Annotated in this window: 18 protein-coding genes; 4 read left to right on the forward strand and 14 right to left on the reverse strand. The window is 50.8% G+C overall.

Translation table 11 applies throughout. The features are described from left to right. Positions 1-54: 54 nt before the first annotated feature. The 6 genes from ASG16_RS13230 to ASG16_RS13255 all read right to left on the reverse strand — a co-directional run bounded on the left by ASG16_RS13230 (position 55) and on the right by ASG16_RS13255 (position 6,211). Entirely contained in the window at positions 55-420 is a 366-nt protein-coding gene (locus ASG16_RS13230; RefSeq protein ID WP_007715853.1) for a YisL family protein, read from the reverse strand. 153 nt (positions 421-573) lie between these two features. After that, on the reverse strand, positions 574-1,578 hold the full coding sequence (locus ASG16_RS13235; RefSeq protein ID WP_056491208.1) for a proline racemase family protein: 1,005 nt from the start codon (positions 1,576-1,578) through the stop codon (positions 574-576). Between the two features lie 43 nt (positions 1,579-1,621). Then, on the reverse strand, positions 1,622-3,061 hold the full coding sequence (locus tag ASG16_RS13240; protein ID WP_056491206.1) for an aldehyde dehydrogenase family protein: 1,440 nt from the start codon (positions 3,059-3,061) through the stop codon (positions 1,622-1,624). Between the two features lie 14 nt (positions 3,062-3,075). Beyond that, positions 3,076-3,960: a dihydrodipicolinate synthase family protein gene (locus ASG16_RS13245; protein ID WP_056491204.1), complete on the reverse strand. Its 885-nt coding sequence runs from the start codon at positions 3,958-3,960 to the stop codon at positions 3,076-3,078. Positions 3,961-3,995: 35 nt separating this feature from the next. Further along, the gene (locus tag ASG16_RS13250) at positions 3,996-5,021 is read right to left on the reverse strand and encodes a 4-hydroxyproline epimerase (protein ID WP_056491202.1); all 1,026 of its coding nucleotides are present in this window, start codon (positions 5,019-5,021) and stop codon (positions 3,996-3,998) included. Beyond that, positions 5,018-6,211, reverse strand: coding sequence for an NAD(P)/FAD-dependent oxidoreductase (locus ASG16_RS13255; protein WP_056491200.1), 1,194 nt, complete (start codon positions 6,209-6,211; stop codon positions 5,018-5,020). Before ASG16_RS13255 ends, ASG16_RS13250 begins: the two co-directional genes overlap by 4 nt. A 133-nt stretch (positions 6,212-6,344) precedes the next feature. Here ASG16_RS13255 and ASG16_RS13260 point away from each other — a divergent pair, with 133 nt between their 5' ends. Further along, positions 6,345-8,105 (forward strand): sigma-54 interaction domain-containing protein, encoded by a 1,761-nt coding sequence (locus ASG16_RS13260; RefSeq protein WP_056491198.1) that lies wholly within the window; start codon positions 6,345-6,347, stop codon positions 8,103-8,105. 568 nt (positions 8,106-8,673) lie between these two features. On the opposite strand, the gene ASG16_RS13270 is transcribed toward ASG16_RS13260, so the two are convergent. The 7 genes from ASG16_RS13270 to ASG16_RS13300 form a co-directional block, all read right to left on the reverse strand. Continuing rightward, positions 8,674-9,390 (reverse strand): ABC transporter ATP-binding protein, encoded by a 717-nt coding sequence (locus tag ASG16_RS13270; protein ID WP_056491196.1) that lies wholly within the window; start codon positions 9,388-9,390, stop codon positions 8,674-8,676. Beyond that, entirely contained in the window at positions 9,387-10,163 is a 777-nt protein-coding gene (locus ASG16_RS13275) for an ABC transporter ATP-binding protein (protein ID WP_056491194.1), read from the reverse strand. Before ASG16_RS13275 ends, ASG16_RS13270 begins: the two co-directional genes overlap by 4 nt. Then, complete coding sequence (locus ASG16_RS13280; RefSeq protein ID WP_056491192.1) at positions 10,126-11,133, reverse strand: branched-chain amino acid ABC transporter permease; 1,008 nt, start codon at positions 11,131-11,133, stop codon at positions 10,126-10,128. The genes ASG16_RS13275 and ASG16_RS13280 overlap by 38 nt, the downstream gene beginning before the upstream one ends. A 3-nt stretch (positions 11,134-11,136) precedes the next feature. Beyond that, positions 11,137-12,039 carry a branched-chain amino acid ABC transporter permease gene (locus ASG16_RS13285; RefSeq protein ID WP_056491190.1) on the reverse strand — a complete coding sequence of 301 codons (903 nt, stop codon included), beginning with the start codon at positions 12,037-12,039 and terminating at the stop codon, positions 11,137-11,139. Between the two features lie 38 nt (positions 12,040-12,077). After that, positions 12,078-13,223: a branched-chain amino acid ABC transporter substrate-binding protein gene (locus ASG16_RS13290; RefSeq protein WP_056491188.1), complete on the reverse strand. Its 1,146-nt coding sequence runs from the start codon at positions 13,221-13,223 to the stop codon at positions 12,078-12,080. Positions 13,224-13,244: 21 nt separating this feature from the next. Next, positions 13,245-14,900, reverse strand: coding sequence for a peptide ABC transporter substrate-binding protein (locus tag ASG16_RS13295; RefSeq protein WP_056491186.1), 1,656 nt, complete (start codon positions 14,898-14,900; stop codon positions 13,245-13,247). 222 nt (positions 14,901-15,122) lie between these two features. Next, positions 15,123-16,190 carry a M24 family metallopeptidase gene (locus ASG16_RS13300; protein ID WP_056491184.1) on the reverse strand — a complete coding sequence of 356 codons (1,068 nt, stop codon included), beginning with the start codon at positions 16,188-16,190 and terminating at the stop codon, positions 15,123-15,125. 147 nt (positions 16,191-16,337) lie between these two features. On the opposite strand from ASG16_RS13300, the gene ASG16_RS13305 reads away from it, so the two are divergent. From ASG16_RS13305 to ASG16_RS13315, 3 genes are read left to right on the forward strand one after another with little or no spacing between them, the layout of a single operon-like run. Next, positions 16,338-16,610, forward strand: coding sequence for a (2Fe-2S)-binding protein (locus ASG16_RS13305; RefSeq protein WP_056491182.1), 273 nt, complete (start codon positions 16,338-16,340; stop codon positions 16,608-16,610). Then, on the forward strand, positions 16,607-16,942 hold the full coding sequence (locus ASG16_RS13310; protein ID WP_056491180.1) for a (2Fe-2S)-binding protein: 336 nt from the start codon (positions 16,607-16,609) through the stop codon (positions 16,940-16,942). Before ASG16_RS13305 ends, ASG16_RS13310 begins: the two co-directional genes overlap by 4 nt. Then, positions 16,939-18,144 carry an NAD(P)/FAD-dependent oxidoreductase gene (locus tag ASG16_RS13315; RefSeq protein ID WP_056491177.1) on the forward strand — a complete coding sequence of 402 codons (1,206 nt, stop codon included), beginning with the start codon at positions 16,939-16,941 and terminating at the stop codon, positions 18,142-18,144. The genes ASG16_RS13310 and ASG16_RS13315 overlap by 4 nt, the downstream gene beginning before the upstream one ends. A gap of 30 nt (positions 18,145-18,174) precedes the next feature. Here ASG16_RS13315 and ASG16_RS13320 read toward each other — a convergent pair whose 3' ends face one another. Continuing rightward, the gene (locus tag ASG16_RS13320) at positions 18,175-18,960 is read right to left on the reverse strand and encodes a DUF2161 domain-containing phosphodiesterase (RefSeq protein ID WP_056491174.1); all 786 of its coding nucleotides are present in this window, start codon (positions 18,958-18,960) and stop codon (positions 18,175-18,177) included. Positions 18,961-19,062: the final 102 nt, after the last annotated feature.

Below are 19,062 nucleotides of genomic sequence, written 5' to 3' on the forward strand. Positions count from 1 at the left end.
TCACCCGCAAATATTTCTTGCGAGGAAACCCTCTTCCTTCCTGTATTGCCTACCTTACATAAATACGCGATAGCCAAGCAGAATAACCAGCACCAAAACGACAATACAGCCGATGAAGAAGCCGATGCTGCCTTCTTGTCGCTTAGCTTTGCCCAAGGACATTTCCATCAATCCGAAGGCAATAACCGCGATAATGCCCTTCACGTAGTAATAGAAATCTGTTGCGTGACCCACGAAAAGCATCCAAGCTCCCGATACAAGAATGATGACCATCATGAGTCTGAGCAGCATATGTACGATCTTGCCTGCTTTTGCTTTGCCCACGCGATACAGGATGTAGGCAACGATCAAGAGCACGAACGCAACTTCCCAGCTACCCACATGCGCTTCAATTAACGCTTTGTACGGCAAAAAATTCAACCCCTTTACTCCTAAATTCAATCTTGTCCATTATACCAGAAGAAGGGGAAAAATGCTGATGTCCCAATGCGTGGCAGTATTGTGACCAGGCTTTATTGGGGATGAACAAGAGGCTACCTGTGATCGGCAACCTCTTGTTTCTAGCAAACGATCCTATCGCAGCAAAAATCCGTCTTTCAGCGGGTCCGTAGGGTCAACGACAAATTGATGCAGACCTGTGATGAACGCCTTGCCTTCTATGCTCGGAATGACAGCCGGATAACTCCCCACCTGCGTGGTTGCTACCACCTTGCCGATAAACTGGCTCCCGACAATTCCTTCATGCACAAACGATTCTCCAGCAGCCAGCTTGCCTCTCGCATGCAAGGTGGCTACGCGAGCCGCAGTACCTGTACCACATGGGGAGCGGTCGATCTGCTTGTCGGCGAAAATTGTCACGTTGCGCAGGTCTGATCCTTCCACTCTCGGCTTATCCGAGATTATCACCCCGTAAATTCCTTTGAGCTCAGGCTCCACCGGATGAACAACCTCCATTTTCGCCTCGATTTGTTCCTTGATTCGCCTTCCCCACTCTTGCAGCTCGGCCAATTGTTCTATTTCTACCTGAACCCCGATATCTTCCGCCTGTACGACTGCATAGAATGCTCCGCCAAAAGAAATGTCCACTGAAAAAGTACGTCCGCCCCACTCAATGGGAACGTCTTGTGCCAAAACAAAGGAGGGGACATTTTCAAACGAGACGGAATGGACCACCGATTCTTCCACAGTGGCGTGTGCAATGATTCTTCCTGCCGGGCTATCAATCACAATAGGCTCTGTTGGATCTTCCAGCCGAAGTACTCCCGTCTCAATGGCAGCCGTCACTACCGCAATGATTCCATGTCCGCACATGGTACTGTAGCCCTCGTTATGCATGAACAGCACTCCAAATGCCGCATCTGGGCTGACGGGCTCTGTCATGACACAGCCGTACATACCATGATGCCCGCGCGGCTCATACATGAGTACCCGCCGGATATGATCCAGCTCCTCCCGAAAGTATCGTCGCTTCTCCAGAATCGTCTCGCCCGCGAGCGGTGGGATGCCGCCTGTTATGATGCGCAGCGGCTCCCCCCCGGTATGGGCCTCGATCGTCGTAAACAACTGATTGATGTGCATAACATCCTCACCTTTTTATGCGATTGGCGAAAAGCTCGATGGATCACCACGCGTATTTGATCGCGCATGTTTTCGTCGTACTGTAGAAATCAAGCGCCGCCTGCCCCTGCTCCCGTGTATGTGAGCTGGACAGTTTCATGCCACCAAATGGAGCCTGGTATTCCACACCCGCCGTCTCCTGATTGACCCGAACCATCCCCGACTGCGCCATATCCAAGAAGCGATGGGCACTCGCCAAATCTCGGGTGAACAGCGAAGCGCTCAGTCCATATACAGACTGGTTGCACAGCTCCACTGCCTCGTCAAAACCGTCTGCTGTCAAAAGCACAGCCAATGGTCCGAACACTTCCTCCTGAACGAGCCGATGATTGGCAGCGACACCCTCGACAATTTGGGGACGGATGTAATAGCCTTGCTCCTCTTTTGCATATGATGGGCTTTGGGCAATGACTGTCGCTTCCTCATGAGCCAATGCGATGAACTTCCCAACCGTCTCATACTGTGCAGCCGAGGCAACAGGCCCCAAATACGCTTCCAGATCGCTGGCATTTCCTACCCGGCACGTCTCCATAGCCGATTGCAGCCGCTCGACCAGAGGCTGGTAAATCGCCTTCTCTACAATGATCCTGCTGGTAGCCGTACATTTTTGACCAGCCGATCGAAACGCGCCGCTGAGCAAAATCGGAACGGTTTTATCCAGATCCGCATCAGCCAAAACGACTGCCGCATTTTTTCCGCCCATTTCAGTCTGATATTTCATATTACGACCCGCGCACGCGATGGCAATCTGTCTGCCTGTTTCCGATGAGCCTGTAAAGCTGACCGCATCGACTTCAGCTTCATTCGTGAGGGTATTGCCGATCTCTCGGCCTTTTCCAATCACCAGATTCAGTACACCCGCAGGCAGCCTCGTTTCCGCAAATATTTCAGCTAGTCGTGTCGCTGTAAGAGAACCATTTTCCGCCGGCTTCCAGATGACTGTGTTCCCGCAAATGAGTGCAGGAGCGATCTTCCAGATGGGGATCGCAACGGGGAAGTTCCAAGGTGTGATGACCGCCACGACTCCGAGCGGGACACGACGGCTGTATTGCAACACGTTCGTATCTGAAGAAGGAATCAGGTTGCCGTTGGAACGCATCCCTTCTCCGGCATAATAGCATAACAGACTGACCCCGCGTGCCACTTCTCCGCGCATCTCGCCAAGCTGCTTGCCCATTTCCCGGCTTGCCAGTTGTGCCAAGCTGTCTGCATTTGCCTCTAAAGCGGCAGCCATTTGAAAAAGGATTTCGCCACGAGCCGCACCCGTTTGTTTAGCCCAGCCGATCTGTGCGGCACGAGCTGCTTGTTCAGCGGCAAAAACATGTGACCGATCAGACAGATGCAAAAAGCCGACTTCTTCTGTGATACACGACGGGTTTTTGACCGTTAGTTCCTTCCCTGACGGCGTCATCCATTCGCCGCCAATCCAGTTTTTACTGTGCATCCTGCCCGCCTCCTTTACCGTCCGCTTGCAGCGCCGACAGCGTAGTCAAACGCCTTTTTAATGCCTGCGTAGTATTCTTCAGACAGCGGCAAACGCGGCGGACGAGTCGGCCCTACTGGGAAATTCGCCAGCTCCATCATGTATTTAATCGACTGTACCAATTGTGGACTCGCATCGTAGTGGAACAGTGGCAACAAACGACGATAAAGCGCTTGTGCTTCATTGAGCTTGCCTGCCCGTGCCAGACGGAACAGCTCTACGCCTTCTTTTGGCAGCGCATTCGGCACACCCGAAATCCAGCCTGTTGCCCCGATCAAGCCGCCCTCCATGACGAGATCGTCTACACCAACCATCACTTCCAAGTCCGTCTGGGCGAGAATGTCCTGTATGCGGCGTACATCACCGGAGAATTCTTTCACCGCGACGATATTTTCGAACTTTGCCAGTCTTGCCAAAATGTCCGGTGTCAGGTCGATTTTGTAGTCGTGAGGATTGTTATAAGCAATAATCGGCAGTCCGACAGTGTTCAGTGCCTCGTAGTGGGCAAACACTTCATTTTCCAATGGCTTGTAGTTAATCGGAGGCAAGGCCATCACGCCTGCTGCTCCCGCATCCTTGGAAAATTGCACCCATTCCACTGCTTGACGGGTAGACGGAGCAGCAGAGCCTACGACCACCGGTACTCGACCTTTTGCGGCAGCGATCACGGTATGAATGACTTTTGCCCGCTCTTCTCCTGTCATTGTTGCGTATTCTCCCAGCGAACCGGATGGAACCAATCCGTCTACACCCTCCTGAATCAACCAGTCACACAATTCTGCCAAACGTTTGTAATCCACCTCATAATCGTTTGTAAACGGCGTGACAATCGCCACGTACACTCCTTCAAATCTTGCCATTTTCATTCTCCTCTCCCATTTGGGTTTGTTTTGTTTTAATGATCCGTTGCGGCTGGGATGAGCAAAAAGCCATTCGCCAGCTCGTCTTCCGGATTGTAAAAAATCGTATGCTTACCCATTAGCCAGGCCGAGCCTGCAATTCGGGTGATGACAGCAGGCAGCCCCCCTTCCTCCGTCACCTCCAGCACTCTTCCTGTAAACAGAGAACCGACGATGCTCTCATGCACAAACGGTTCGTCTATCCCGATCTCCCCTTTGGCAAACAGGGTCGCCAGCTTGGCGGAAGTGCCGGTTCCACATGGCGATCGATCTATTCCGCCCGGCGGCACGACGACGGTATTTTTCACATCCGCTCCCGGATTGTCAGGGGACGTATAGAACTCCACATGGGTCAGTCCGCGTATAAACGGCTTTTCTGGATGAACGATCTCCATGACCTGATTAATCGCTTTTCGAATCGTGACAGCCTTATCGACAATGGTGGATGCATGGGCTGGCGTCAGTTCGAGATTGAGCTTGCGCGCATCTGTGATGGCATAAAAGTTTCCACCGTACGCAATATCGCAGGTCACCGCGCCAATCCCTTCTACTTCTACAGTCACATCTTTTTCATAGAGGAAGGCTGGAATGTTCACAAACGATACTTCCTTGGCTTTCCCTCCCTCTACCTGTATATCTACCTCGACCAATCCTGCTGGCGTATCGAGCGTAAGCTTTGTCACCGGCTCAGTCACAGGAATCATGCCTGTCTCCACCAGCGCGGTACATAGACCGATCGTATCGTGACCGCACATCGGCAAGTATCCGCCTGTCTCGATATAGATCACCCCTACATCTGCATCCGGATGGCATGGGTCAACGATCAAGGCCCCGGACATCACATCATGCCCGCGCGGCTCATACATCAAAAACGTGCGAATCCAGTCGTACTCGGCCTTCATCTGGAGCATTTTTTCTCCCATCGTGCCTCCGGTAAGCTTTGGCAGACCACTGATTACCGTGCGGGTAGGGTTTCCCCCGGTATGCGTGTCAATGGTGGTAAACACCCTCGTTGCTTTCATGGATGCAACACTCCTTTTTTCGTAAACCGGTCCAAGCGCAGCGGCTCTGTCGGAATGATCGTGTCTGTCTGATCGACTAGCATCTCGGACACCAGCTTACCTGTGACCGCAGCCAGACTAATTCCATCTCCTTCATGACCTGCCGCGATGAAGTAACCGGGAACTTCCTCTACGCGAGAAATAATCGGCAAGTGATCCTCTGTCCACGGGCGCAAACCGCAATACGTGCGGATGATAGCGAAGTCGGCGATTTTCGGGTAAAAGCGCAGTGCTCTTTTCGCCATGCACCTGACAACATTCAGATCAATCCGTGTATCGAAACCCACAAACTGACGACTGGAGCCAATCAAGAAGTTCTGGCTTTCTGTCGGTTCAAATACAAGCGCGACTCCATACTTCTCTGTCTCCTCGTCTACCTGTCGCACCCCGCCAAACTTCGAGATGAGATAACCGAACTCCATCACCTTTCGCACGCCGACAGGCATCTGTCTCGAGGCGACGATCAAATGCCCTTTGCGCGGAACGATCGGAATATCCACCCCGACCATTTCGCCAATGACTGGCGCCCACACCCCTGCGGCGTTGACGACCTGCTTGGCTGTCATGCTGCCTGTTCCAAGCCCGATATGAAACGTTCCCGTCGCCTGATCACGTCTGAGCGACTTGACCTCAGTACGGCGCATGATCCTCGCTCCATGCTTTTTCGCTCCTTCAAACAGGGCAAAGGTCAGCATATACGGATTGACGGTAGAATCGGTGGCGCACTCCAAGCCTCCCAGCAAGTCGTCGGCAAAGTAAGGCGACTCCTGCCGAATATCCGCCCGGTCCAGCATCCGAAACGGCAAACCTGCTTCTTTTTGCCGTCGCACCCATTCATGAGCGGCTTCCATCTCAGCCTCAGATTCGCAGACGAGAATACTCCCCGGTGCCCGATATTCAAACGTATGGTCCAGCTCCCGGCTTAGCTGATCAACGAGCATCTGGCTTTTCAGAGACATCTGACTGTCAAAGCCGGGGTCCTTGTCAATCGCCAAAATATTCCCGTCACAGCGCGAGGACGTCCCTGATGCCAGCTCGCCTTTTTCCAGGACAACGACATCCAATCCAGCCTTCGCAGCGTAATACGCAATCGCCGCACCGATAATGCCACCGCCGATTACCGCAATCTGCGCATGGGTTTGTACTGTCATGCTGATTCTCCTCAAATGCGTTTTCTGCTACTCTCTTACTCTTTTTGCAAAAGCCATGCCAATTGTTCCAAGCGCGATTTCCAAAATATTTCGTCTAAATTCTTTGACAACTGAGAGAGTGAATGTATAATAAATGAGAAAATGTTCAAAATTTTATACACTTGAACAACCTCTTTTAAAAGGGATGATCGAGTTGAATCACAAACTTCCTGCCTTAACCGAGTTGATCCAGACAAACATGCGGGTTTTCAACGATCTAGAGCTTCTCCCTCCTCCATTGGATGAAACGATTCCTGTTTTTGCCCAGCATCAAACCGGCTGGCATGTCGCCGATTCCGCCCATTTAACCACCAATGTGACGATCGATTGTACACAAGCCCCTTGGGAATCAACTGCTGTGATGCCACTGGATTCAACATTGGCCGACGCCATCCGTCTGTTCGCTACTCACAACTATCTCCTGATCGAAAAACAGCCCGGAGTCCCTGTCGGCTACCTTCATCGAGGTACAGTCATACAAGCGATTTTTGCCTCGTACGAGATCTTGGAAGCGTATTTCGAGACGATGATCAAAACCATGGATGCATCCATATCCGTCATTGATGAAAAAGCACGTGTGATGGTTTGGACAGAAGGCGCTGAACGAATCTTTTCCTTGAAAGCAAAAGAAACGATTGGTCGCCCGATCACCGAATTTTTCCCGCTCGAAATGCTCGAAACACTCAAATCTCTGCAAAGTGGACAGTCTCTCTACCGTCATCAGCATCAGCCGCGGGAGGATCTCGTCGTGCTTATCAATACCAATCCGATCTATTTGCATGACAAAATCATCGGTGCTGTCGCGGCGGAAACCGATATCACGAGCCAAGTCCGACTAAACCAGGAGCTGTTGAACGCCAATAAAAAAGTGAATCATTTGCAGCAGGAAATGGCGAAGCTCAGTCCGACTCCTGATCCATTTGCACAGATCAAGGGAACGAGTCTCCCCATTCGCCATGTCAAGTCCATGATCCAAAAGCTCAGCGCTACCCAAGCAACCGTCTTGATCACAGGGGAAAGCGGCGTCGGCAAGGAGCTTTTCGCCAAAGCCGTGCATGATGTACGGGAAGGCTCCAATGCGCCCTTTATCGCAATCAACTGCGGTGCGATTTCGCCTACTTTGTTTGAAAGCGAGCTGTTCGGGTACGAAAAAGGTGCCTTTTCTGGTGCCGATCAAAAAGGGAAAAAAGGAATGATTGAGCTGGCGCGTGGAGGAACGCTGTTTCTCGACGAGGTTGGAGAAATGCCGCTCGATATGCAAGTGAAGCTGCTTCGCGTGCTTCAAGAGAAAAAGTATTATTCGGTCGGAGGGACCAAGCAGATTGAGGCGGACTTCCGCGTAGTTGCCGCCACGAATAAAAATTTGGAGGAGTTAGTGAAGGAAGGAAAGTTTCGTCAAGACCTGTTCTATCGGCTCAATGTTGTGACGCTGAAAATTCCTCCGCTTCGAGAACGCATTGAAGATACGATTGAACTCGCCCACTTTTTTCTCTATGAATTCTCTTTACGTTACAACCGTCCCATTCATGCTATCTCGCAAAATGTGATGCAAAACCTGCTCCAATATGACTGGCCAGGCAACATTCGCGAGCTGCGAAATGCCATTGAACGATTGGTGGTATTTGCGACAGACGGTATTATCAAAGAAGAGGATTTACCGTATTCCTTGCAAGGTCAGACGAAACAGGTCCCGATTGAGCTCCCTCCCGATCTCTTTTCGTTGCAAGAAGAAATCGAAGCGCATGAGCGCCGAGTGATTTTGCGAGCCATCGAGCTGGAAAACGGCAACAAGCAGGCCGCTGCGAAAAGACTTGGCATATCGCGGGCCACTCTCTATAACAAATTGGGGAAGTAAAAAATATTGTCCTTCAACGGTTGTGCATGGGGGAGCCCTGCCACATGTTTTCCAGTCGCCTGTATCCTTCTTCGTTCGGGCGGTCTCCTTCCAAACATGTGACAGGGCTTTCGAGCTGTTAGGTGTTCTTGCGGTTTTTCAAATCGTTTTTGGGTCAGTTCAAGGTAGATCCTTTGACTTGCAATCATTTTTCAGCAAAGCCGCGTAGGAAGAAGCGGATTTCCAGTCCAAGCGCCTCTGGAGCCCGCCCCAGCGTAGGAAAAAATGGCGGGGAATTTCAGCTTCACTCATGGAATCCTTCATCGAAACTTCTACGTTTGAAGCGCTCCCGCCATTTTTTACGAAGCGAACAGTCAATCCCCCTTGCGGGGCGTAGGCCGAAGCGTAGACTGGAAATACGCTTCTTCCCTCCACTACAGTCGCTTTTTACACAAAAACACACGCCAACGCGAACAAAAATCAGGAAACCTTCGCCCCTCTTTGGGCGGCAACACCTCAGACAAAATACGGATCAATTCCATGGTTGATTCCTCCTTTGTCGTCAGGCACGTAAAGAAGTGCACGCTGCCTACGCACCCAAATACGCCTTGACGATCGAATCATCGGCCCTGAGAACGTCTGCCTTATTTTCCATGACGATGCGCCCTGTCTCCATTACATAGCCGCGATGAGCAAGCTTCAACGCTGCCTTGGCATTTTGTTCGATCAAAAGGATCGTCGTGCCTTGCCTGTTTATTTCTCTGATGATATTCATGATCTCAGCCACAATAATCGGGGCGAGCCCCATCGACGGCTCATCTAGCATCAAGAGCTTTGGACGTGCCATGAGACCGCGGCAGATTGCGAGCATTTGCTGCTCGCCTCCGCTCAACGTACCTCCCATTTGTTCACTCCGCTCCCTCAATCGAGGGAACAGCGCGAAGGCCTGCTCAATCCCCTCTGCGATGACCGCCTTCTCTTTTCTCTGTGTAAAACCGCCTAGCTCCAAATTTTCACGCACAGTCAAGCCAGCAAAAATCCGCCTGCCTTCTGGTACATGGATGATGCCTGCCTCGACAATTTGGTGAGGAGCACAGCCTACGAGACTCTGTCCATGAAGCAAGACATCTCCACGGCTTGGTCGAACGATTCCGGAAATCGTTTTGAGTGTCGTGCTCTTGCCAGCACCATTACTGCCTAGTAAAGCGACAATCTCTCCTTCATGCACATGCAGGTCGATGCCTTTCAGCGCTTCAATTTTCCCGTAAAACGAATGAATGCCGCTGATTGTCAAAAGTGGTGTCATATCGCCTCCTCCTCCTTTCCCAGGTAGGCTTCTACGACACGCGGATTGCTGAGCACATCCTCGGGAGTTCCCTCTGCGATCTTCTGTCCGTAGTCGAGGACGATTACTTTTTCCGAGATTTTTTTGATCAAACTGATATCGTGCTCGATGATCAGCACTGTCAACTTGTAATGAGTGCGGATTCGCTTGATCAAAGCAATCAGGTCTTCCTTCTCCTCATAATTCAACCCCGCAGCAGGCTCATCGAGGAGCAACACTCGCGGCTTGGTAGCTAGGGCCCGTGCGATTTCCAAATAACGCTGAGCGCCATACGGCAAGTTTTTGGCAATACGCCAGCTAGAGTCTTCCATCCCCACGAAACGAAGGCAGTCCCTTGCCGTATCCTCGATCAACTGTTCCTCCAGGCGCTGTGCCCTTGTCTGCCAGAGTGCTCCCCAGACGGTTTGGCTCGTGCGGCTGTGCATGCCTGATTTGACATTATCCAAGACCGTCAAATTCGGAAACAGCCGCAAGTTTTGAAACGTTCGTGCCATGCCGAGCCGAGTGATTTGGCTTGGCTTTTTTCCCACGAGCTGGTTTCCTTCAAGGATGATCTGCCCCGCAGTCGGACGGTAAAATCCGGTGATCATGTTGAAGACGGAGGTTTTCCCCGCTCCATTCGGGCCAATGATACTGCTGATCGAGCCTGGGCTGATAGCAAAAGACAAATCGTTTACCGCAGTCAGACCGCCGAATTTAAGCGTTACATTTTTCACTGTCAAGCTTGACGTCATTACCCCTGCCCCCTTCCGTAGCCTCCTCGGTCTCGCCACGACTAGCGCCTCGTTTCATCTCATAGCGGGCAGGCCACAGTCCTTGGGGGCGAAACAGCATCATCGCGACCAGCGCGGCACCGAAGATCAAATACCGCCAATCTTCCACTGATCGCAGCAGCTCCGGTAACGCTATGACCAGCACTGCACCCAAGACGACGCCGGGAATGCTGCCCAAGCCTCCCAATACCACTGCCAAAAGAATCATAATGGACTGGGTAAAGCTAAAGCTGAGCGGCGCAATCGCACTCATTTTGACAGCAAAAACAGAACCAGCCAGACTCCCGATGACAGCACCGATCGAATACGCCAGCAGCTTCATATTCATCCGGTTAATGCCCATCGCCTCTGCAGCATCCTCGTCCTCGCGGATATACATCCACGCCCTGCCGATGCGGGATGTGCCCAACCGTTTTACAGCCACGACCGTCACAACCGCAATGATCAAGATCAAGTAGTAAAAGTCGATCTGATCGCCAAGAACATAACCCCCAATAGAAGGACGCGGGATTCCATAAATGCCTGAAGCTGATCCGGTAATAGTAAGATTAATCGCTAAAATACGAATGATTTCCCCAAAGCCGAGGGTGACGATTGCCAAGTAGTCACTGCGCAACCGAAGTGTTGGCGCCCCGATGATCACACCCACAATAGCCGCAAATATCATAGCCACAGGCAAGGTCAGCCAAAACGACCATTGATAGACCGTCATCAGAATGCCTGTCGTATAAGCGCCTACGGCAAAAAAGGCGGCGTAGCCCAAGTCGAGTAATCCGGCAAAGCCGACTACCACATTCAGTCCCTGGGCCAAGACAACGTAGAACAAGGCAAGTGTCGCAACATCCAGCCAGTAGTTATTGGACAAAAACGGCAGTACACACGCGACGGCGAGCAACAGGACAACAGCGATTATTTTTCGAGATGGGTTCATCCGCTACATCCTCTCTGTCACTTTCTCACCCATGATGCCCGTTGGCTTCAATACGAGAATCAAGATCAACAGAGAAAACGCCACGACGTCCTTCCATGAACCGCCGAAAATAAATGTTCCGGCTGTCTCCATCATCCCGAGCAGCAGTCCACCCAGCATCGCTCCTGGAATGCTGCCGATTCCCCCCAAAACTGCCGCCGTAAACGCCTTGAGTCCAATGATAAAGCCCATCATGAAATTGACGGTTCCGTAGTAAGCACCTGCCATCGTACCTGCACCTGCTGCCAACGAAGCACCGATGAAAAAGGTCAAGCCAATGACTTTATGCACATGGATGCCCATTAAATGACAAGCCGTCTGATCGAGCGCAATCGCTCGCATAGCCTTGCCGTACAGCGAGCGATTGATGAATAGATGCAAGCCCAGCATTAAAAGCGCCGCGATGATGACTAGCCCGATTTGGACATACGTGATTTTGGCCCCTAGCAGACTCATGCCGTCGTGGGAAAGCTGCAAGGGATACACTTGATACTGCGCCCCCCAAACAATCATCGAGCCGTTTTCCAAAAAGAGCGAGACACCAATTGCCGTAATCAGGATAGAGAGCCGTGGAGCCAACAGGAGCGGCCGATAAGCCACACTCTCGATCCCCATCCCAATGACGCCGACAATCACCATCGTCAGCAATAAGACAATCAATATTCCCATCAAGCCTGCCCCGGAAGAGTCTCCTCCGAGCACGCTGAGCAAGGTATAGCCGACAAATGCACCGAGCATGTACAAATCGCCATGCGCGAAGTTGAGCAGCTTGATAATGCCAAAAACCATCGTGTAGCCCAAAGCAATCAAACTGTAAAAAGCACCGATGACCAGTCCGTCCGCCAGTGTTTGGACGAGAATATCCATTCCTCCACCATCCTTTGAGGCAATGATTGACGCATGCCCTACTTCGCTAACGTGAACTTGCCACCCATCACTTTCAAAACGGCGAAGTTGGAGGTATCCAGTGTATTTTGGGCGTTGAACGAGATCGTTTGTCCGAGCGCCTTGAAATCCTTTGTTTCTTTGATCGCTTTTTTGATGGCGTCACGATCAGTCGAGTTCGCCCGCCCGATCGCATCTGCCAGCAGATTGACCGCATTGTAGCTCAACGCTGAGAAAGGCCCCGGTGCCAGGTTGTTGTACGTCTGCTTGTACGCAGAAGTGAACGCTTCTGCCCCCTCGATGAATTCCGCTGTAGGGGTCGCGGTAATCAAAAGCCCTTCCGCATTGTCTGCACCAGCAATCTTGATGACGTCCTCACTGAATGAGCCATCGCCTGCGAGGAATAGACCGGATACGCCTTTTTGCTTGAATTGCTTGACCATGAGTCCGCCAGCCGCATAATAACCGGTAAAATAAGTAGCGTCCGGCTGGAGACCTTTTATCTTTGTAACCAGCGCACTGAAATCTTTTTCTTCGGGATTGATTGCTTCATACGCAATGACGGTTCCGCCAGATTTCTCAACGGATGCTTTGGCAAAATCGGCCAGGTCTTTGGCGTAGGCAGAATTGTCATGGATGAGCACAACTTTTTCCGCTTGGTTCGCTGCCATGTAATCTGCTGCGGTTTGAGCTTGATCTGGGGTTAGGCCATTGATCAAAAAGAGGGTGTCATAGCCTTGAGCGGGCAATTTGGCGGAATTGGCTGCGGGAACGATCATGGGAATGTTGGCATTTTTGAATACACCAGATGAGGGTAGTGTCGCACCTGAGCAGTAGCCACCGACGACAGCTACTACGTTTTGAGAGACTAGCTTATTGGCTGCTGTCGTCGCCATTTGTGGATCGCAGCCATCATCAGCCACTTCGATCTTCAATTTTTTCCCAAGAACTCCACCGCTGTCGTTTATTTTTTTGACAGCCATTTCGATGGCGTTTTGCATGTCTTTTCCATCCGTTGCATTATTACCAGTTACTGGTAAAATCACACCAACGAGTATCTCGCTAGCGTCTGCACCTCCAGTAGAAGCTCCTTGATTGGCACATCCCGCTACAGCAAGCGTTAGAGTCAACATCGCTGCGACTATCACACTTCCCCATTTTTTCATAGCCCATCCCCCATTCGAGTATTATTCGATTGATGCCCATTTCCAGTCGATTGCACCTAGACCATCCTGGAAGATTCCTTTTAGCTTGTCATTCTTCACCCATGTATGCGTATAGAAGTAGATCGGCATAATCGGCATTTCATCCATCATGATTTGCTCGGCTTCACGCAGAATCGCCTTGCGCTTTTCCGGATCACTCTCGGTGGCCGACTGATTCAGCAGCTCTTTGAATCTCGGATTCTCCCAACGCGTATCATTGTTTCCTCCGTCCTTTTCCTTGAACAGCTCCAGGAAGTTGATCGAATCGTTGAAGTCACCAGACCAGCCGAGACGCCCGACCTGGTAGTTGCCCTCGTGCATCGTCTCGAGGTACACCTTCCATTCCTGATTTTCCAGCTTCACATCTGCACCAAGGTTTTGGCGCCATTGGTCCTGAATCGCTTCTGCGATCTTTTTATGCCCTTCGGACGTGTTGTAGCTGAGCTTGATTGGCGGCAGTTTTGAGATGCCCAGCTCTTTCATTCCTTCTTCTAGCAGCTTTTTGGCCGTTTCTTGGTCATTGTCTTTGAAATAACCGCCCGTATTGAGTCCCATTGTTGGAGGAACTGCCGCCATCGCTGGCTGCTGATTCGCTTGGAGTACGTTGTCGATCAAGATTTGACGGTTAATGGCGTAGGCAAAAGCTTTACGAATCTTCACGTTATTGAACGGAGGTTTCTCTGTATTGAACTTGTACCAGTACGTAGCACCGACAGGCTTCACTTGCAGCTTTCCACTGTCTTTAAGCGCTGGCATCGCATCTGTTGGCAACGAGCTTAACGGACTGCCTGCCCAGTCAATCTCGCCGTTTTCGAACATGGACAGCTCTGTGTTTTCATCCTCCACCATCGAGAACTCGATCTTGTCCAGCTTGACACTATCTTTGTCCCAGTAGTTATCGTTTTTCACGAGTACCATTTTGCTTTTGTGTTCCCAAGACTCCATTTTGAATGGACCATTTCCTACGTGTGTTTTGGCTTCTCCAGCCCATTTTTCATCTGCCTCGACTATCTTTTTATTTACCGGGAAATAAGTTTGGAAGGCGGTTAGCTCCAGAAAAAACGGGGTTGGATTCGTCAACTCTACTTGGAGGGTCTTGTCATCCAATGCTTTTACGCCGACATCATCCAAGCTGCCAGTCCCTTTATTAGCCTTCTCCGCATTCTTGATGTAATAGAGCTGGTAGGCGTAATTGGACGCTGTCTTCGGATCAAGAGCTCGCTTCCACGCGTATTCGAAATCGTGCGCAGTTACCGATTCTCCGTTGCTCCACTTGGAGTCTCTCAGCTTGAAGGTGTATGTTTTCATATCACTCGATACTTCAATCTTCTCGGCTACTGCTTCCTCCGGATTGCCCGAAGGCCCGATACGTGTCAATCCATCAAAAACTGCTTTGACGATGGCAGCAGAGGTCGTGTCTTCCGCAAGCCCAGGATCACCTGTAGGTGGTTCGGAGTGAAGATTCCAGCGTAGAACTTGTGCTTTTGCTGGTTCTTTAGTTATGGTGGCAGGTGCTGGCTGCGTGCTCGACTGTCCACTCTGTGTTGCTTGCTCGGCTGGCTGTCCTCCTCCACATCCTGCCAACGCTAATCCCATGACTGCTACGCTACTCATTACTGCAAACATATTTTTTTTCATTTGATCAACCCCCATTGTTCTGTCGTTAAGTGATGATTTTCAGAATTATCAGAATGCAAGAGGTGTGCCAAAAATAAAGGCGGCAGTGGCAAAGTTCTGGAGTCGGTTGCTGTAAATTTTTTTGTACACTGTAGTGCTTTTTGTGTTTCAATTCTTAGACACCGCTGTTAGACAAAAAAAGCCCCAGCCCATTTACTCGGCCAAGACTTTTTGACTCTCGATTTACAAAATGATCAATTCACGCGGTGAATGTGTCAGCACCTCATTGCCACTCTCTGTGACAACCAAATCGTCTTCGATACGGACACCACCAAGCTCTGGGATATAAATCCCCGGCTCCACGGTCAAAATCATGCCTTCTTGGAGGACAGCGGTGCAACGAGTAGACATAAATGGCTCCTCATGAATATCGAGGCCCACTCCATGTCCCATCCCATGTCCAAATCGCTCGCCATAGCCGTGCTCCGTGATGTAGTCCCGTGCGAAGGCGTCTGCCTCTTTCCCGGTAATGCCAGGACGAATGCCTGCAACAGCCCGATGGCGTGCTTCCAGAACGATCTCGTAGATGGCTTTGAGCTGTTCATCAGGAGTGCCAACAGCAACCGTACGGGTAATATCAGAGCGATACCCTTGGTACAATGCGCCAAAGTCCAACGTGACCATATCTCCCGCTTCAATCATTTTTTCACTCGCTACGCCATGTGGAAGTGCGGAACGATAACCAGAAGCAATAATGATGTCAAAAGCAGAGCCCGACGCCCCTTCCTTTCGCATGAACATTTCCAATTCATTAGACACGGCAAGTTCTGTGATACCAGGTCGCAGAAAGGAAGTAATATGTGAAAATGCCGCATCGGCGATTTGTGCAGCCGTTCGGATGATCGCCAGTTCTTCCCTTGTCTTAATCATCCGCAAACCCTCAATGACACCTGACGTCGGAATGAATGCTGTTTGGACGGCCTCGCTGTATTTGCGATGCAGAGCAAACGAGACATTCTCCTCCTCAAAGCCGAGATGGGTGATCCCCATCGCTTCCGACTGGCGCGCTACTTCACTGTATACGGATTCTTTTGTCGGCAAATAAACGATCTCAAAGTCTGTTGCTTGTGCTTGTGCTTGGGCTGTGTAACGGAAATCTGTGAAGAGCTTGGCCTGCTCCCTTGAAATGAGGACAACTCCGTATGTACCTGTAAAGTTTGTGAGGTATCGGCGGTTTTGTCCATTGGTGATCAACATCCCGTCAATCCCAAGTGAATCGAATTGCTCACGCAGTCTTGTTACTTTTTCCATCTTTGTCATCCCTCTTTTGTTTGTCGTGATTGGGCAATTTCTTTGAGAATAATTAGCAAGTATTGTGCCAGCTAGGACGATCTCACTCGCCTCTCCCTGGCACGACACTTGCATTTTTATCAAGCAAGAATGAAAGGAGGCTTCATCATGGAATCGCATCCATTGATTATCTGCCGTTGTGAAGAAGTAACTCTCGCTGAATTGGTAGAGACCGCCCAAACCCATCCATGTACCGCACGCGAGCTAAAGCTCCGGACCAGAGCCGGCATGGGCTGCTGCGGTGGGAGAACCTGCCGCACATTGATCGATCAGGTCATTCAGCAAGTAACTGGCCAAGCGCCTTCTCATACTGTACCTCTTGGATACCAACCGCCTATTCGTCCTGTCTCATTTCAAACGCTCGGGGGGCAACGGGCATGAGTCAACGCATTGATCACCATCCGGTCCTCGGTTCACTCGGTGACAGAAAGCAGCTTCCTTTTTATTATAACGGCACTGTCTATACGGCTTACGAAGGCGAGACGATTGCAGGAGCCCTATTGGCCGCAGGGGTACGTACGCTTCGGGTGCATGAGGAAAAAGGAACACCGCGAGGAATTTACTGCAATATCGGTCACTGCTATGAATGTCGCGTACATGTAGACGGTGTCCCAACTGTGCGTGCTTGTATGACGCTTGTGCAGGAAGGCATGCAAGTGAATGCGGGTTCTATCCTTCCTACTCCCTTGAAAAAAGGAGGACATGGTGCATGATCGACCTTCTTATCATCGGGGCTGGACCGGCGGGTTTATCCGCAGCAATTGCAAGTGCCAAACAGGGATTGGCTGTTCGCGTAGTCGATGAGTTTTATCGTCCTGGGGGACGCTTGCTTGGACAGCTTCACGAAGAACCGAACGGTGTGTGGTGGAATGGACTAGATGAGGCAGCCCGTCTCACGGAGGAAGCGAAGCTTCTCGGTGTAGAGATCTGTTGCGGCGTCTCCGTTTTCCATTTGACGCAATCCCAGAATGGCTGGGTCGTCTCTACGACACAGGGGGAAATGACAGTCCCATTGCTCCTGATCGCAACGGGTGCTTCTGAAGCAGCCGTACCCGTGCCAGGATGGACGTTACCTGGCGTGATGTCTATTGGAGCGGCTCAAGTCATGACAAATGTGCAGCGCGTGCGAGTAGGACAACGCGGGGTAGTCATTGGAATCAATATCTTATCGGTGGCAATATCCCGGGAATTGCAGTTGGCCGGGATTACGGTGGATCGAATGATTCTCCCACCTAGTACGACTGTCAGCGGCACTGCCGGGCACCCACAAGCCGTGATGCAATCCTTATTGCGCGTCGCCCATCTGGCCCCTTCTCAGTTGATTCGTATGGGGAGCAAACTGATGGGAAATTCATGGATGCAAAAGCTGGCAGTGTCCCTCTATCCCTCAAACGGGTTTTCTATGTGGGACATCCCGATTCAACTGCGAACAGCAGCAGTGGAGATCGTCGGAACGTCTCAAGTCGAGGGTGTCCGTATCGCCCGCGTTGCAGCCGATGGTTCACCCATCGCTGGAACCGAACAAGTCATTCCAGCTGATTTCGTCTGTATCGCAGGCGGATTAAGTCCACTCGCCGAATTGGCAGCGATTGCCGGGTGCCCTTTTGCCTATGTTCCCTCCTTGGGCGGGCATGTACCCTTGCACAATGAGAGCATGCGAACGCCAGTCCCTGGACTCTATGTTGCCGGCAATATCTCGGGAATTGAAAGTGCCAAAGTGGCAATGGCTCAAGGCACGGTCGCGGGACTTTCTATCGCCAAAGCTCGGGGGAAGCTGACGAATGAACAGCCATTATTGAATGCCATTCAACAGGTGAAAATCGTCCGGCAAAACGCAACGATCCAGTTCCATCCAGACATTGTGGCTGGGCGTGCACTGGTGGGGCAAATGACAGCAGAATGGATCGCGAACTAATTCACTCCTTCAATAAAAAAAGGCAGCCTGTCATTTTTTCACGACAGGCTGCCTTTGTTTTTCTGAGTCCAGAGTAAGCGTACCGTGTATTTCCTCTGCCTGTTCTCGATAGTAAGCAATGAGCTCAGGGTATTCCGCTATTTCTCTCTCGCCTGTTGGAGTGATCGCATACAGCCCGCGTTGCACACGGGTAAACCACCCATAATGGTTTTGGATAAGAATCGACGAGGTTTTCTCCCCTGCCCCTTTACTCTTGAGTAATTTAGGGGATAACGGCCCATGCTGCTGAAGCAATGTCGCGATTTGAATGCAGCTCTGCTTGTAGGCAGTCATGAGCTTGGTTTGATAGCTGCCGCCAACATTGTAATCGCCGTATCTTCCCCGCATCTCTTCAATGATGCGATTTCGCTTTTTTTGATTGAATTGCTTGCTTTTTACCCGATCAAACGGGCCCGGTGAAATATTCACATCCATGACTGCGGGCCCTCTTTTGGGAAAGGACACGAGAATGAGACCAAGCTCGAGACGTCTCACCAAGTAGCATATATCTTGCCATTTTTTCGAAAACAATTTGTATTTGGGCTTCGGAATTGCCATATAAACAAAATCGGTATAGCGTTGTCGCTTGGTTGCCTGTATGAGCAATTCCACACTTAAGTTGCGCTTGAACTCAACAATAATCAGTTCCTCGTCTTTGATGGCTGTTAAATCGCAATGCTTGACCTCTCCAAAAACGTCATATCCTTGTGCCACAAAATAATTCCGAATCGGCTCGTACATGTCAGCTTCATATTTCTTCTCTGCTTTTGGTTCCATGTGCTCCCCTTCTCTTATAGGAAAAAGAGCCAATCCAGTGGATTGACTCCTCTCTTCGTTATTCCTTCAAAACTGAATACGCATGATTGCTAAGAATGTGTG

It is taken from the genome of Brevibacillus sp. Leaf182, assembly GCF_001423865.2.
Taxonomy (GTDB): Bacteria; Bacillota; Bacilli; order Brevibacillales; family Brevibacillaceae; genus Brevibacillus; species Brevibacillus brevis_C.

What these genes read in the sequence shown, in the direction of transcription:
- ASG16_RS13235 (WP_056491208.1), bottom strand. Translation starts at nt 1,578, where the DNA reads ATGCACATCAATCAGTTGTTTACGACGATCGAGGCCCATACCGGGGGG.
- ASG16_RS13240 (WP_056491206.1), bottom strand. Translation starts at nt 3,061, where the DNA reads ATGCACAGTAAAAACTGGATTGGCGGCGAATGGATGACGCCGTCAGGG.
- ASG16_RS13245 (WP_056491204.1), bottom strand. Translation starts at nt 3,960, where the DNA reads ATGGCAAGATTTGAAGGAGTGTACGTGGCGATTGTCACGCCGTTTACA.
- ASG16_RS13250 (WP_056491202.1), bottom strand. Translation starts at nt 5,021, where the DNA reads ATGAAAGCAACGAGGGTGTTTACCACCATTGACACGCATACCGGGGGA.
- ASG16_RS13255 (WP_056491200.1), bottom strand. Translation starts at nt 6,211, where the DNA reads ATGACAGTACAAACCCATGCGCAGATTGCGGTAATCGGCGGTGGCATT.
- ASG16_RS13260 (WP_056491198.1), top strand. Translation starts at nt 6,345, where the DNA reads ATGAGAAAATGTTCAAAATTTTATACACTTGAACAACCTCTTTTAAAA.
- ASG16_RS13270 (WP_056491196.1), bottom strand. Translation starts at nt 9,390, where the DNA reads ATGACACCACTTTTGACAATCAGCGGCATTCATTCGTTTTACGGGAAA.
- ASG16_RS13275 (WP_056491194.1), bottom strand. Translation starts at nt 10,163, where the DNA reads ATGACGTCAAGCTTGACAGTGAAAAATGTAACGCTTAAATTCGGCGGT.
- ASG16_RS13280 (WP_056491192.1), bottom strand. Translation starts at nt 11,133, where the DNA reads ATGAACCCATCTCGAAAAATAATCGCTGTTGTCCTGTTGCTCGCCGTC.
- ASG16_RS13285 (WP_056491190.1), bottom strand. Translation starts at nt 12,039, where the DNA reads ATGGATATTCTCGTCCAAACACTGGCGGACGGACTGGTCATCGGTGCT.
- ASG16_RS13290 (WP_056491188.1), bottom strand. Translation starts at nt 13,223, where the DNA reads ATGAAAAAATGGGGAAGTGTGATAGTCGCAGCGATGTTGACTCTAACG.
- ASG16_RS13295 (WP_056491186.1), bottom strand. Translation starts at nt 14,900, where the DNA reads ATGAAAAAAAATATGTTTGCAGTAATGAGTAGCGTAGCAGTCATGGGA.
- ASG16_RS13300 (WP_056491184.1), bottom strand. Translation starts at nt 16,190, where the DNA reads ATGGAAAAAGTAACAAGACTGCGTGAGCAATTCGATTCACTTGGGATT.
- ASG16_RS13305 (WP_056491182.1), top strand. Translation starts at nt 16,338, where the DNA reads ATGGAATCGCATCCATTGATTATCTGCCGTTGTGAAGAAGTAACTCTC.
- ASG16_RS13310 (WP_056491180.1), top strand. Translation starts at nt 16,607, where the DNA reads ATGAGTCAACGCATTGATCACCATCCGGTCCTCGGTTCACTCGGTGAC.
- ASG16_RS13315 (WP_056491177.1), top strand. Translation starts at nt 16,939, where the DNA reads ATGATCGACCTTCTTATCATCGGGGCTGGACCGGCGGGTTTATCCGCA.
- ASG16_RS13320 (WP_056491174.1), bottom strand. Translation starts at nt 18,960, where the DNA reads ATGGAACCAAAAGCAGAGAAGAAATATGAAGCTGACATGTACGAGCCG.